Origin of the sequence: Flavobacterium plurextorum (assembly GCF_002217395.1) — a bacterium.
GTDB classification, from domain to species: domain Bacteria; phylum Bacteroidota; class Bacteroidia; order Flavobacteriales; family Flavobacteriaceae; genus Flavobacterium; species Flavobacterium plurextorum.
Window position 1 is genome coordinate 106,421 of record NZ_MUHD01000021.1, and the last position, 14,802, is coordinate 121,222.

The 14,802-nt window shown below is 33.4% G+C and carries 13 protein-coding genes; 2 read left to right on the plus strand and 11 right to left on the minus strand.

What is annotated here, in order from left to right; translation table 11 throughout:
- A complete protein-coding gene (locus B0A81_RS12025; RefSeq protein WP_089058259.1) occupies positions 1-468 on the minus strand; it encodes an Mpo1 family 2-hydroxy fatty acid dioxygenase in 468 nt (155 codons plus the stop codon).
- 140 nt (positions 469-608) lie between these two features.
- The gene (locus B0A81_RS12030) at positions 609-1,865 is read right to left on the minus strand and encodes a TMEM143 family protein (RefSeq protein ID WP_089058260.1); all 1,257 of its coding nucleotides are present in this window, start codon (positions 1,863-1,865) and stop codon (positions 609-611) included.
- A gap of 710 nt (positions 1,866-2,575) precedes the next feature.
- On the opposite strand from B0A81_RS12030, the gene B0A81_RS12040 reads away from it, so the two are divergent.
- Together B0A81_RS12040 and B0A81_RS12045 are read left to right on the plus strand one after the other, a co-directional pair.
- Positions 2,576-2,965, plus strand: a complete 390-nt coding sequence (locus B0A81_RS12040; protein ID WP_089058262.1) for a hypothetical protein — start codon at positions 2,576-2,578, stop codon at positions 2,963-2,965.
- A 332-nt stretch (positions 2,966-3,297) separates the two neighbouring features.
- Entirely contained in the window at positions 3,298-4,827 is a 1,530-nt protein-coding gene (locus B0A81_RS12045) for a SulP family inorganic anion transporter (protein WP_089058263.1), read from the plus strand.
- A 258-nt stretch (positions 4,828-5,085) separates the two neighbouring features.
- Here B0A81_RS12045 and B0A81_RS12050 read toward each other — a convergent pair whose 3' ends face one another.
- The 9 genes from B0A81_RS12050 to miaB all read right to left on the minus strand — a co-directional run bounded on the left by B0A81_RS12050 (position 5,086) and on the right by miaB (position 14,525).
- On the minus strand, positions 5,086-6,285 hold the full coding sequence (locus B0A81_RS12050; protein WP_089058264.1) for an alkaline phosphatase family protein: 1,200 nt from the start codon (positions 6,283-6,285) through the stop codon (positions 5,086-5,088).
- Between the two features lie 277 nt (positions 6,286-6,562).
- Complete coding sequence (gene groL, locus B0A81_RS12055) at positions 6,563-8,191, minus strand: chaperonin GroEL (protein WP_089058265.1); 1,629 nt, start codon at positions 8,189-8,191, stop codon at positions 6,563-6,565.
- A 78-nt stretch (positions 8,192-8,269) separates the two neighbouring features.
- Positions 8,270-8,545: a co-chaperone GroES gene (locus B0A81_RS12060; RefSeq protein WP_012023920.1), complete on the minus strand. Its 276-nt coding sequence runs from the start codon at positions 8,543-8,545 to the stop codon at positions 8,270-8,272.
- Positions 8,546-8,686: 141 nt separating this feature from the next.
- The gene (gene secG, locus B0A81_RS12065) at positions 8,687-9,028 is read right to left on the minus strand and encodes a preprotein translocase subunit SecG (protein ID WP_089053992.1); all 342 of its coding nucleotides are present in this window, start codon (positions 9,026-9,028) and stop codon (positions 8,687-8,689) included.
- Between the two features lie 3 nt (positions 9,029-9,031).
- The gene (locus B0A81_RS12070; RefSeq protein ID WP_089058266.1) at positions 9,032-10,429 is read right to left on the minus strand and encodes a tetratricopeptide repeat protein; all 1,398 of its coding nucleotides are present in this window, start codon (positions 10,427-10,429) and stop codon (positions 9,032-9,034) included.
- A 114-nt stretch (positions 10,430-10,543) separates the two neighbouring features.
- Complete coding sequence (locus B0A81_RS12075) at positions 10,544-11,047, minus strand: LptE family protein (protein ID WP_089058267.1); 504 nt, start codon at positions 11,045-11,047, stop codon at positions 10,544-10,546.
- 102 nt (positions 11,048-11,149) lie between these two features.
- The gene (locus tag B0A81_RS12080) at positions 11,150-12,406 is read right to left on the minus strand and encodes a sigma-54 interaction domain-containing protein (RefSeq protein WP_089058323.1); all 1,257 of its coding nucleotides are present in this window, start codon (positions 12,404-12,406) and stop codon (positions 11,150-11,152) included.
- Positions 12,407-12,471: 65 nt separating this feature from the next.
- Positions 12,472-12,981 carry a YcxB family protein gene (locus B0A81_RS12085; protein WP_089058268.1) on the minus strand — a complete coding sequence of 170 codons (510 nt, stop codon included), beginning with the start codon at positions 12,979-12,981 and terminating at the stop codon, positions 12,472-12,474.
- Positions 12,982-13,079: 98 nt separating this feature from the next.
- Positions 13,080-14,525, minus strand: a complete 1,446-nt coding sequence (miaB, locus tag B0A81_RS12090) for a tRNA (N6-isopentenyl adenosine(37)-C2)-methylthiotransferase MiaB (protein ID WP_089058269.1) — start codon at positions 14,523-14,525, stop codon at positions 13,080-13,082.
- Positions 14,526-14,802: the final 277 nt, after the last annotated feature.

Consider the following 14,802-nt stretch of genomic DNA (forward strand, 5'->3'; position numbering starts at 1 on the left):
TTAATGCTTTCTAGAAAATAAATTTTCTACCACCCAAGCCGGGCCAATTAATAAAAACTGAAGATCTTTCAAGAAAGAAGGTTTCTTGCCTTCAATATTGTGCCCGTAAAATTGCCCAATCCAAGCAATTACAAACACGCCAATTGAGAAAATCCATAACGGAAAAACCTGTCTGATATAATAATTCGCAATTAAACAAAGAGCCGAAAAAATGGCAATTTTAATCGCCATTGCAATCGATAATCGGATGTAGAAAATTAGAACAAAGAGTAAAACGACAAATGCCCAGTTCTCGATAAGCGGAGCATTTAGTTTTAGCGTATTTGCAATTAAGCCGCTTGGAATACTCATTAATAAACCAACAATAGAAAAGAAAATCGCGGGCACACAAATATAATGTATCGCTTTGTTCTTTGGGTTTTGGTGACTTACAGCATATTCAGTAAACCATTGCTCTAATGTTCTCATTCTCTTTGGATTTAGGTATTTGTAAATCTAGTAAAATTTTCTTTTGATTTTACTTGTTCAGTTTCGAATGTTTTATTGAGAATGGCAATAATAAATAGGCAGATAGAATTTATAAAACTGTAATTCTAGATCTGTTTTTTTTAGTTAAGAACTTCCGTTTGTAATTTATTGCACTCATTATAATTAAAAACGCCATCCCACAATTCGTCAATCTTTATAAGTGCTTCGTTTAACGGAATAACGTTCCATTTTCCATTGGTTTCTATTCCGATGCCAATACTTTTCAATTTCGACAAAGCATCATTAACATCAAAATCTAATTCCGTTTTTAAGTGCGCAGCAAACCAAGTCTCGATCTGTAAATCTAATTCTTGTGCGCTTAGCGGATGCTGGCTTCTGCTTAAAAAAGAATAAGCCAAAATGGTTTCTTTTAAAGCTTCTTCTTCAGATGAATTTAAAAGCGAATAAAAAGCGCCGCTGTTGTTTCCTAGATTTTTGAAATACAAACTGTCAGAAAGCATTTTAGAATATCTGATTTTTTTATTTACAAAATTGTTGTACTGACGAAAACAGTAAGCAGACAATATTCCTAAAGCAATCAAACCTTGATTTAAAGATGTTTTACTGTTTAGTAAATCGATGGTTTCACCTGTTTCATAAGCGTCATACATATTAATTAAAGCAGGAATTACTTTAGCGCTTAATAAGGAAAGACCTCCAAAAAGTCCAGGTACCCAAAGCAGTAATTTGTCCTTTAAAGACATTTTTGGAATGGCATTTGGGAAAATAGTTTCAAGGTCGTTTTTAGGAACACGTTTAAAGATTTTTAATGCGATCGAACCCGGATCAATCGGCATTTTTCCCAGTTTAACTTTCTTTTCGCTTAAATAATCAGCCTCATTATAATTAAGAAAAATCATAACTCGATCGTAATATTCAATTTCAACCTCTTTTTTCCAGAAAATATATTTCGAAACTTTTTCTTTAGCCTTATGATGACCGCGAACATATAATTCGTAATCTTTAAAAGCATTAAAATCAATCGATAAATCAAGTCCAATCAAGTCAGATTCTTTAAAAGCAACTTCTAAAGTTTCTTTGTTTATGCGATGGTAATTGCCGCGTTCTAAAACCGTGAGTAAAGTACTTTTGAAAACAGAGAAATCACTTTTTCCAATAAAACCCTCGCGTTCTTTTTCGCTCAAATCAGGATCAAAAAGAGAGTAATTTTGTTTTAGATTTCGATTCAGATTAAAAGATTCATAATGATAGTAATGTTCTATAATGTCGAATAATTTTTTAAAATCGGCTGTTTTTTGTGAGTCCTTAGCGAAAGCAGTAATTTGTTGTTCGAGTAAAAATTCCTTGTTAAAAGGAATGTAATGTTCTCGTGTCATATCGATTTTTTGGGCTTTAATTGTGAAGTATATATGTAACGCAAAAATACTGCTCCAAATTTGATTTTTTAAGTTTTTTTAGAAAGGAATAAAGATTTTCATAGCCACTTAATTTGAAACTGGAATCAGTATAAAAAGACAAAAGCCGTAAAGAAATTTCTTTACGGCCTTGACTTCCTTGAGAGATTACCTTAGATATGTGCGGATCAGTTACATACCTAAAATCGTTTCTATTGCATGAATAGATTTGCATCGACCCTTCTTATATTTTTTGTGCAGAGAGTTAGGATTCTTCTGTATTATGTTATAAGCACTATTATGGAGACTAGTGTAGGGTCTGTTTTATGTGTAATTTGTTTTTTAGAGGTTTAAATTCTGATATTTTTTGATGAAGGCTGCTATTTTTTCACATCCTTTAATTGGCTTATTTGGCTGGCCATTAGTTTTTTATACTCATTAACAAGCTTGGAATATTCAGCTTTAATAAGGTCGCAAGTAATCCCGTTTCTGTCACCTCGAATGGACTTTCGAATATAGTCGTAAGAATATCCGTATCTATTTTTGATAATCTTTAAGACATCTTGGTTGTAACTCGGTTTAGTTTTTATATTTTTGTCCATTGCTTAATTTGTATTAAAAACGAGACAAATATAGTAAGATATTTCTTAATTACCAAATAAATAGAATATTTTCTAATAAAATAATGAATTATGTCAGAAAACACCTTACAGAGAATAAAACAATATCTTGATTACAAAGATATTAGGGTTAGTGCTTTTGAGAGAGAGATTGGTATGTCTAACGGTTCTTTTGCAAGCCAATTAAAAAAAAATAAAACAATTGGGCTGGATAAGTTCGAAAATATTCTAAGAAGATATTCGGATATCAATCTCGAATGGCTTTTAAAAGGTACAGGTCACATGATAAATTTAGACGCTTTTCGTGACGAACCTGTTATATATTACAAAACCGAGAAGTTAGATAAAGATGAAGCTGTCAATTATAAAGATCTTGCAGAAGCTCGAAAAGAGACAATTGAAAGTCTTCAAAAAGTAATTCAATATTTAGAAGCGCAAATTGCAGAAGGAGAACAGAGATAAGAAGTTGTATTTTTAACGGTTTCCGTGACACACTTTTTTATTAAAAGTGAAATGGGATTGATTTAGATTTGATTCTGTAATAAGAAGAGAGTGCAGCAGTGTAAAAACGTGTAAAAACAGGTATAAATACCTAGTTGTTTATATTGCTTTTATAAATAATTTTGGACTCTAATTTCTTATAAAAGTCAAAAATAGATTATGATAAATTTTATTCTCACTGCTTTAGTTTTACTATTAAAGCAGTTGTTCTAAGTTAAAATTTTCTTTATTGCTTTTTTTATAGAACAAAGCAATGTTCACTTTATGGGCATTATTTTTTACATTTGTGCCCTATGAAAAAAGCTTTTCAACTCTTCGATTTTACTCAAAAAGTCAACTACAAAAATGAAATTTTAGCGGGTTTAACCGTTGCAATGACAATGATTCCAGAATCTTTGTCATTTGCAATTTTGGCTGGATTTCCGCCTTTAGTTGGTTTGTATGCCGCTTTTATTGCAGGATTAGTTACTGCAGTTTTTGGCGGAAGACCAGGAATGATTTCTGGAGGCGCAGGAGCAACAGTGATTGTTTTAATTGCCCTAATGAAATCGCACGGATTAGAATATGTTTTTGCAGCGGTTGCGCTTGGCGGACTGGTGCAAATCGCCGTTGGACTTTTTAAACTCGGAAAGTTTATTCGGTTAGTCCCTCAGCCCGTTATGTTTGGTTTCGTAAACGGATTAGCGGTTGTGATTTTTATGTCGCAGCTCGAGCAGTTTAAAACTATTGTAAATGGCGAAACAACTTGGCTGCAAGGAACGCCTTTGTATATAATGTTAGGTTTAACCGCCCTTACAATTAGTATTGTTCTGCTTTTTCCAAAAATTACAAAAGCAGTTCCTGCTTCTTTAGTGGCAATTATGGTAGTGTTTGCCATTGTGCTTATCTTTAATATTGAAACTAAAACAGTCGAAGATATTGCTTCGGTTCAAGGTGGATTTCCTCCGTTTCATATTCCTAATATTCCTTTTTCTTTCGAAACCCTTAAAGTCATATTTCCATATTCTGTAATAGTCGCAGCTGTTGGTTTGACAGAGGGTTTGCTTACGCTCAATCTTGTCGACGAAATTACAGGAACACGAGGAAATAGTAATCGCGAATGTATTGCGCAAGGAAGTTCAAATATCTTAAACGGCTTCTTTTTCGGAATGGGCGGCTGTCCAATGATTGCACAAACTTTAGTAAATCTTGGTGCAGGATCCAGAGCAAGACTTTCTGGAATTATTGCTGCTTTGACAATTTTACTGATTGTACTTTTTGGAGCGCCGGTTATTGGTAAATTACCTATGGCAGCTTTAGTTGGTGTTATGATGATGGTTGCGATTACAACATTTGAATGGTCGAGTTTCAGAATTATCAATAAAATGCCTAAACATGATATTTTTGTTGGTGTTTTGGTTGCCCTTGTTACAATTGTTTTACATAATCTAGCTTTAGCAGTTCTAATTGGAGTAATTATTTCTGCCTTAGTTTTTGCTTGGGAAAGCGCCAAAAGAATTCGAGCTAGACAGTATATTGATGAAAACGGAATAAAACACTACGAAATTTTTGGTCCGTTATTTTTTGGGTCGATAGCAGCTTTTATGGAGAAATTCGACATTAAAAACGACCCAGATCATATTATTATTGATTTTAAGGAAAGCCGTGTTTCTGATATGTCAGCGATCGAAGCTTTGAATAATTTGACAAAAAAATACAGTCAAGTAAACAAAGTTGTAGAATTGCAGTATTTAAGTGCAGACTGCAGGCAATTGCTTCAAAATGCCAATGCTGTTATTAATGTGAATATAATTGAAGATCCGACGTATAAAGTGGTGTCCTGAGAATGAGATAATGTGGCAATTAGAAAATTTGATAATTATATGTAGAATAATGTATTTGTAGAAGCACACTGCAGTGCGTCTACGTAACATATATAAAAAAAAAGAAACCCGACAGATTTTAAAACCTGTCGGGTTTCTTTTTTTGCCTAGCTGAGCGGAGTCGAAGCTCTTGCTAATTCGAGTGCTTTTCAGTTTCGATCAATTTGATAATTAGATTATTATCTAATTATCAAATTTTCTAATTGCCACATTCTATAATTAACGAAGCATCGATTTTACATCGTTGAACTTTCCATCAATTTCCCCAATCTGCAAGCCTAAAATATGAGCAATTAAAGGGTAAACAGAAACGTTTTGAAAAGTTTTTACCGTTTTATCAACTTTAAATGCTGGGCCTTTTGCATAGAAAATGGCATGCATATCTTTCTCATTATTGTCATAACCGTGCGTTCCGCCTTTTATATTTTGACTTTCTTTATTGACTAAACTGTATCCTTTTTTTGCTTCGATAACAAAATCATGCACACGCGGATTGGTGCCGTAATGAAGTCGTTTTGGAACTTCAGTTGATTTCCAAAACTTAATGTGCGGTACTTTTTTTAAGGCTTTTGCAATTGAATCTTGACAGCCGGCTTTTGCCTGAAGACTCATAATTGGGTTAATTACAGCTTTGTATCCAAGCCATTCTGGTTTTAAATAATCTAAAACAGCCACTTTTTTATCATTGCTGATGCTCGCCATTCCGTGATCTGAAACAATAATCAAATTGATTTTTTTTCCAATTTCTAATTGATCTAATCTTCGTGATATTGCACCCATAATCGAGTCCATTTTTATTACTGCTTTTTTAGTCTCTGCCGATGATGGTCCAAAGTTGTGACCTGTGTGATCTGGTTCATCGAAATACAAAGTTACAAGATGAGGTCGTTGCTTTTCTGGAAGCTGAAGCCATTTCATGACAGTATCGATTCGAGCTCCGTATGGAATTTTACCATCGTATTTTTTAAAATAACTTGGATTTCTTTTATCAATATCAGAGCCAGGCCAGAAAAAAGAAGCTGTTTTTACACCTTGCTGTTCAGCTAGATTCCAAATAGGATTTCCGCCATAATAGCGAGAATCACTTTTTGCATCGCTTGATAGTGAGAAAGATTCGTTTAAAGCAGCATCATAAAAAACATTATTGATTATACCATGGTGATCTGGATAAAGTCCGGTAACAATGGAATAGTGATTTGGAAAAGTTTTACTTGGATAAGAAGGTTTCATTGATTTTGCATGAACGCCCTCAGCTGCAATTTGCTTTAAATTTTGAAGCTTAAAGTGTTTCGCATAATCCCAGCGAAATCCATCCATAGAAACTAAAACTACATAAGAATCTTTGTTAGTTTGAGCTTGTAAAAAAGTAGTAAGAAGTAAGAGTGTAAAAGATAATAGGTGAGTTGTGAATTTTCTCATTTTGTAATTTTAATAGAACTGCAAAGGTAGAAATAACAGATTTTTTAAAGAAAAAGAGAATGTTAAATAAAAAAGCTTGCCACGAATTACACGAATTACACGAATGCTTTGCGAAAAAAAAGTGCCACAGATTAAAAAGATTCTCACAGATTTTAATCTTTCTAATCCTTTAAATCAGTGGCTAAAAAATAATTCGTGAAAATTCGTGTAATTTGTGTCAAACAAAAAAAGCGCCGAATAAAAATCCAGCGCTTTTAAGTTTTAAGAAGAGAATGAATTACATCATTCCTGGCATTCCGCCGCCCATTGGCATTCCGCCAGCGTTTTCTTCTTTAATATCGATTAATGCGCATTCTGTAGTAAGGATCATTCCAGAAACAGATGCAGCATTTTCAAGAGCTACACGAGTTACTTTTTTAGGATCGATAATTCCAGCTTTAAGCATATCTACATATTCGTCAGTTTTTGCATTGTATCCAAAATCACCAGAACCTTCAGCAACTTTAGCAACAACAACAGAACCTTCAAGACCTGCATTTTCAACAATTGTTCTTAATGGAGATTCAACAGCGCGAGATACAATCTGGATTCCAGTTGCTTCGTCAGCGTTATCCGCTTTAAGTGAAGCCAACGCTGCTTTTGCTCTTAATAAAGCAACACCGCCTCCGGCAACAATTCCTTCTTCAACAGCAGCACGAGTTGCATGTAATGCATCGTCAACTCTGTCTTTTTTCTCTTTCATTTCAACTTCAGAAGCAGCACCAACGTAAAGAACAGCAACACCTCCAGCTAATTTAGCCAAACGTTCTTGCAATTTTTCTTTATCATAATCAGATGTAGTAGTTTCCATCTGACCTTTAATTTGGTTTACTCTGTTTTTGATAATGTCAGCTTCACCAGCACCACTTACAATAGTAGTGTTGTCTTTATCGATAGAAACTCTTTTTGCAGTTCCTAACATTTCGATAGTTGTATTTTCAAGAGTATATCCTCTTTCTTCAGAAATTACAGTTCCACCAGTTAAGATTGCGATATCTTCTAACATTGCTTTTCTTCTGTCTCCAAAACCTGGAGCTTTTACAGCAGCAATTTTAAGAGCACCTCTTAATTTGTTTACTACAAGAGTAGATAAAGCTTCACCGTCAACGTCTTCAGCAATAATTAATAATGGTTTTCCTGATTGAGCAACTGGCTCTAAAACTGGAAGTAATTCTTTTAAAGAAGATACTTTTTTGTCGTATAATAAGATGTAAGGAGAATCTAATTCAACTTCCATTTTTTCTGGGTTTGTTACGAAGTAAGGAGAAAGATATCCTCTGTCAAACTGCATACCTTCAACAACATCTACAAAAGTATCAGTTCCTTTAGCTTCTTCAACAGTTATAACACCTTCTTTACCCACTTTAGCGAAAGCTGTAGCGATTAATTCACCAATAACCTCGTCATTGTTAGCAGAGATAGAAGCAATTTGTTTGATTTTATCAGAATCGCTTCCAACAACTTTAGCTTGAGAAGCTAAGTCAGCAACGATAGCTTCAACAGCTTTGTCGATACCGCGTTTTAAATCCATTGGATTTGCACCTGCAGCAACGTTTTTCAAACCTTCTTTTACGATAGCTTGTGCTAAAACTGTAGCAGTTGTAGTTCCGTCACCCGCTAAATCATTAGTTTTAGAAGCTACTTCTTTAACCATTTGCGCGCCCATGTTTTCTAATGGGTCTTTTAATTCGATTTCTTTTGCAACAGAAACACCATCTTTAGTAACCGTTGGCCCACCAAATGATTTTCCAATGATTACATTACGACCTTTTGGTCCAAGAGTTACTTTTACAGCATTTGCTAATGCATCAACACCACGTTTTAATCCGTCACGTGCTTCAATATCAAATTTTATATCTTTTGCCATTTTAATTTTTGTTTAAAGTTTGATTTGTTTCAAGTTATTGAAGTTCTTAAGACTTCGTACTTAATACAATATGTGTTTTTAGATTATCGCTAAGATGTCATCTTCACGCATAATCAAATAATCAGTTCCTTCTAGTTTTAATTCAGTTCCTGCGTATTTACCGTAAAGTACCGTGTCGCCAACTTTTACAGTCATTGTGTGATCTTTTGATCCATTTCCTACTGCAACTACAGTTCCTTTTTGTGGTTTCTCTTTGGCAGTATCTGGAATAAAGATTCCTGAAGCAGTTTTGGTTTCAGCTGCAACAGGCTCAATAAGTACGCGGTCTGAAAGCGGTTTTATGTTTAAAGCCATGATTTTATTATGTTATTAGGTTATACGTTTTTTAATGTTCTAAAAACTTTCAGAAACTGTGCCATGCTCATAAAACTGACATTATTTCCTAAAAAAAATGCCAGCTTTGACAGGCTGGCATTTTAATTTATATCAAAATTATTATTTTGTAGCAGGTGCTGCCGGAGCAGGAGTTTGCTGTGCTGGTGCAGCTGGTGTAGTTGCAGCAGGAGCTTCTGTTTTTTCAATAATTTTAGATCCTGTGTCGTTTAATGATCCTGTAAAGCTTAAGCTTGAAAGTAAAATTAAAACAATCAAAATAGTTGCTAATGTCCAAGTACTTTTGTCTAAAAAGTCAGTTGTTTTTTGAACACCACCTAACATTTGAGTTCCGCTGATAGTTGAAGATAATCCTCCTCCTTTAGGGTTTTGAACCATGATTACTACGATCAATAGAAAACAAACTATTGTGATTAAAACTAAAAAAATTGAAAATGTGCTCATTGCTTAATTGTTATTGTTATTTTGTTGTAAAATCTTTATATCCGAAATGCGGTCTGCAAAGAAAGTAATTTTTTCTGGATATTTCAAAATTAATATTTCATATGCTTGTATCGCTTTGGTATATTTTTTTTGTTCTAAATATACTCTGGCCAAAGTCTCTGTCATTAAGTAAGAATTGTCTTCTTTATTAATATCGAATTGCACCGCAGGGGTTATTGCAGTCTGCTTTATTGGAGATATTTTAGGATTAGTTTCGATGAACTTGTCTATTATTTCTGCCTTTTTCTTTTTTTCTTCCTCAATTCTTTCAGCCTCCTCAGCAGTTTTAGCTTCATTATTGTTTAAAGAATCCTCAGTTCTGTCTATAGGTTCAGTTTTTGCCAATTGCAGCCATTCTTGAAAAGAATGTTTTTCATTATCAGAGAAATCTAATGGTTTTCCTATTTCAAGATTTTTCTCGGCATTTTTTACAGGTTCAGAGCTCTCTGTTTCTTTTGGTTCTTCATTTGTATTTACCTTATCAAATACAACTGTTGATGCTTCTTTTATTGAATTTAAAATTGATTCTTCGATTGGAGAAACTCTTACTTCTTCGATTTCATCGTCTACAATTTCTTCAAAGAAAGTTGGAATTGCTCCTTTAATAGGTGTGACCGCTTTCTGTTCAACAACGGGTTCAATTGTTTTTTCTTCTGATTTTGTCACTTCTTCAAAAGTATTTAATATTTCTTCTTCAGTAGGACTTACAACAGAAGACTCAATTATAGATTCAATTGGGTTGTTGCTCTCTGTTTTTTCAGCCTCTTTAAAACTGTTTAAAATTTCTTCTTCGCTAGGACTTGCAATTATTTGTTCATTAACAGAGGTTATTGGTTCTTCTGTTTTTGTTTTTTCTTCAAAAGTATTTGCTGCCGCTTCTTTTATCGAACTTAAGATTGATTTTTCAATAATAGGATCAATAGGTTTTTCTATAATTTTTGCTGGTTCTTCAAATACTACATTTGAAGCTTCTTTAATTGAATCTAAAATAGACTGTTCAATCGGATCAATTTTTGTAAATGTAACTTTATCGATTGGTTTAGGCGAGACAATTTCGCTGTCAACAACAGTTATTTCTAGTAAATCTTGAAGTTTACGATCGTAATATTCGCCTTGAATTGTGGTGAAATTTTCTGAAGTAATAAAATCAAATAATACCGAACGATCAGCTGTGTGAGCAGCAGTAACTTTTAAGGCGTAGTTATACTTAAAGCTGTTTTGATTGTAAAGTCCTTTTAATCGCAGCGCTCTGGCGCTTTGAAAATACGGAAATTCATTCAAAACACTTCCTAATGCTTCTGCCTGCTGTTCTGTAATAGCATCGGGTTTGTTCATTAAGTAAGTATAATCAGTTACATTCATTTCTCTTTTTATTTAATCGTCTAATTATTATTTTTTTTGATTTGGAAGGTTTTTTTGTTGAATCATTTTATCGATGTAACGAATAAACGATCTAACAGTTATACTAAAAAAAAACTACCATTTTGCTAATGATTCATTAAAGACATCCTGAGTAATTCTCTCAAAAATAGTTTGAATAGCTGTGTTTAAAACGCTTCCTGTTGGTAATTCATTTCCAGGGAAATCGTAATAAAACTCAAATGTTCTTTCGAAATCATCTGTTTCTTTCTTTTTGTTTGTAAAACGAACATTTATACGAATCGTCAAACGGTTTTGTGCAGCCTGTTGATCAGCAGTTGCTGTCATTGGCGTTATTCTGTAATCTGTAATTTCTCCCTCATATGTTAATTCTCCTCCAGTGCTTACCAAGTTCAAATTGGTTTGGTTTTGAATTAAATCTTGCAATGCCAATGTAAATTGTCTGTCTATTCCAGGTTCAATCAAATCAGCGTTATTTTGGAAAAAGTTAACCTGAAAAGTTTTCGCGTCAATTGTTCCAGTTCCCGTAAAGTTGTAAACGCCGCAACCGCTGAAAGTGGTTGCTATTAATAGAATAAAAAGATATTTTAAGTTTTTCATTTTTTATTTTAAATATTGCTTCGCCAGTTAACTGACGCTTGGATCAAAGGTATTGATTTTTCGTTAAAAATGTTTTGGTGTGTTTTTGACTCAGCACTAAAACTATAAATCAAATTGTTTAATTTTTCGGTATAAAGTTCTCTCAGAAATACCTAATTCATCAGCAGCAGCTTTACGTTTTCCTTTATTTTTTTCTAATGATTTTTTGATCATTTCGATTTCTTTCTGTTCAAGGCGTAAAATTTCTTCTTCTTCAATTGTTTCAGCAAACAAATAATTGTCTTCCGGCATTTGATAATTTTCTTCGCGGCCTGCGGGAGTCATAACAGCAGTTCTCGGTTCTTCTTCAAAATCAATCTCACTTTCATTTTCTTGTGAACCGTATATTTTCTGAATTAAATTCGGATTAATATCCTGAACTTTTGAAGATCCGTTCTTCATTAACTCTAGAGTCAATTTTTTTAAATCATTCAGATCACTTTTCATATCAAAAAGAACTTTGTACAAAATATCTCTTTCGGTACTAAAATCACTTTCTTTTTTACTGTCACTTATTACAGATGGCAGATTGCTTCCTTCGGCAGGAAGATAGGATTGTAAAGTGGCTGCAGAAATATCACGGTTGGTTTCTAAAACCGAAATTTGTTCAGCTACATTTCGAAGCTGACGGATATTTCCGTTCCATCTAAATTTTTGCAATACATTTACAGCATCATCATCTAATTTTAGAGGAGGCATTTTGTATTTATGAGCAAAATCTGCCACAAATTTCCTGAACAATAAATGGATATCGTCATTACGCTCACGCAAAGGAGGTAATGTAATTTCGACCGTACTTAAACGATAGTACAAGTCTTCACGAAATTTTCCTTTTTCGATTGCATTAAATAAATTTACGTTGGTAGCTGCAACAATACGAACGTTGGTTTTTTGAACTTGAGACGATCCTACTTTTATGAATTCACCGTTTTCTAAAACACGAAGCAAACGAACCTGAGTTGTCAAAGGCAATTCTCCAACTTCATCAAGAAAAATGGTTCCGCCATCAGCTACTTCAAAATAACCTTCACGTGTGCTTGTAGCACCTGTAAAAGCTCCTTTTTCGTGTCCAAAAAGTTCACTGTCAATTGTTCCTTCCGGAATTGCACCGCAGTTTACGGCGATATATTTTCCGTGCTTTCTGTGTGAAAGCGAGTGTATAATTCTTGGAATATTCTCTTTACCAACACCACTTTCTCCAGTTACCATTACCGAAATATCAGTAGGAGCAACCTGAATGGCTTTCTCGATAGCGCGATTTAATTTTGGATCATTGCCAATAATCTCAAATCGTTGTTTTATTGCTTGAACTGTTTCCATGTAGTTTTTTGTTTCAAGTTTTTTGTTTGTTTCAGGTTTCAAGTTTCAAGTTTGTCTTCTGAAGCTTAACTTTTTAAACTCTTTTTTATGTCGATTGAATTAAAAAGTTGTTTTAATTCGTTGTATTGGTTGTTTTTTAAGTCTGATTTATTAAGGACTTTGGCAGAATTTTTTTCTAGATATATTAAAAACCAATCTTTTTTTTCTGTTATCTTTTTGAGATCTTTCCAAAAGAATTTCATATTGAAACTATCTCCAACTTCCTCCATATAGTTCTCATTAAAATGAATTGATAGGTTTTCGTTTAATCTTGGATTTTTAAATATTCTTTTTGTGTGTCTGTAAATAGAGTAGATAATTAATAAAGGATATAATAAGATGAAAACAAATGAAGAAGTAAAAATATCCTTCAAATTGACTTCATTTGAAAAAATGTTTGTCACATTAACCAATATAATCAAAAAAACAACAACAGAGATTATTATGAAAGCAGGTCTGGTCAAATAAATATATAAATTAGCTTTAAAATAATCTTTGAAAGTAAAACTTGGCTTTACAATAATTTCTTTTTCCATATTTTAATTATAAATTAAATTTTAAATATTTTCTATTTTAAGTCAAGTTACATAAAACTTGAAACAAATAAAAACTTGAAACCTGAAACAAGTTAAACTTAATTCATCTCACTTAAACTAATAGCTTCACCTTTTAGCGTTCCTGAAGTGCAGCTTGTGATTTTTACGTTTACGAAATCTCCAATTTTATAATTCTCTTTTGGGAAAACCACTGTTATGCTTTGTGAGTTTCTTCCAGAGAATTCATCTTTTGATTTTTTAGAAACTTTTTCTACTAGAACTTCAACAACTTGTCCAACAAACTCTTCGCTTCTAAACCATGCATGTTTTTGCTGTAAATCGACAATTTCTTGTAATCTTCTAGCTTTAGTTTCTTCTTCAACATCATCTTCCATTTTTCTTCCTGCCAAAGTTCCTGGGCGTTCAGAATACGAATACATATAACCGAAATTATATTTCACATATTCCATTAAACTCATCGTATCTTGATGATCTTGCTCAGTTTCGGTTGGGAAGCCTGCAATCATATCCTGAGAAATCGAAGCATTTGGAATAATTGCTCTGATTTTATCAATCAAAGTCATGTATTCTTCGCGTGTATGCAGACGATTCATTTCTTTTAAAATTCTATTGCTTCCAGATTGTACAGGTAAGTGAATGTGTTTACAGATATTTTGATACTTCGCAATAACATGCAAAATACTTTCGTGCATATCCTGCGGATTCGAGGTTGAAAAACGGATACGCATTTTAGGAAAGCCAACAGCAACCATTTCAAGTAATTGGTCAAAATCGACAGCTGTTGCTTTTTGCATTTCAGAAGCGTTTACAAAATCCTTCTTCAAACCGCCGCCATACCAAAGGTAACTGTCAACGTTTTGTCCTAAAAGTGTAATCTCTTTAAAGCCTTTGTTCCATAAATCCTGAATTTCAGCCATGATACTTTGTGGTTCACGGCTGCGCTCACGTCCGCGTGTAAAAGGAACAACACAAAATGTACACATATTATCGCATCCGCGTGTAATTGAAACCAAAGCAGTGATTCCGTTACTCATTAAACGAACTGGCGAAATATCTCCGTAAGTTTCTTCTTTTGATAAAATTACATTTATTGCGTCACGACCTTCTTCAACTTCCGCTAATAAATTAGGAAGATCTTTGTAAGCATCAGGCCCAACAACAAGATCGACTATTTTTTCTTCTTCTAAAAACTGACTTTTTAAACGTTCAGCCATACAGCCTAGAACGCCTACTTTCATTTTAGGATTAATACGTTTTACTGCATTGTATTTTTCTAAACGTTTACGAATCGTTTGTTCGGCCTTGTCACGAATAGAACAAGTGTTTACCAAAACCAAGTCAGCTTCTTCTAAAACTGAAGTAGTATTGTATCCCCCATCAGACAAAATGGAAGCTACGACCTCACTGTCTGAAAAATTCATCGCACAGCCGTAACTTTCTATAAAAAGTTTTTTAGTATTCTCAGGTTTATTTTCTAAAACAAGATTTTCGCCTTGTTTGCTTTCTTCAATAATCTTTTCCATTGTAAAAATTCAAAGTGCAAAGATAGCGTAAATACGGTCAATATGACAAGATGGCAGGGAAAGAATTAACAAATTTAATTTTCGGAGATTATAGTTCTATTTCGAGAGTAGAAAAGGGATATAGATGGTTGTCTAAACTCATAAATAAAAAGCATATTTCTCGGTTATCGAATAGTAAAAGTTACACCTATATATATTATAAAGAATAGTTCAGATAAATCTTCAATTTTAAGAAACATAATACTAAAATAACTCAAAAATGAATTGACGAGGTTAA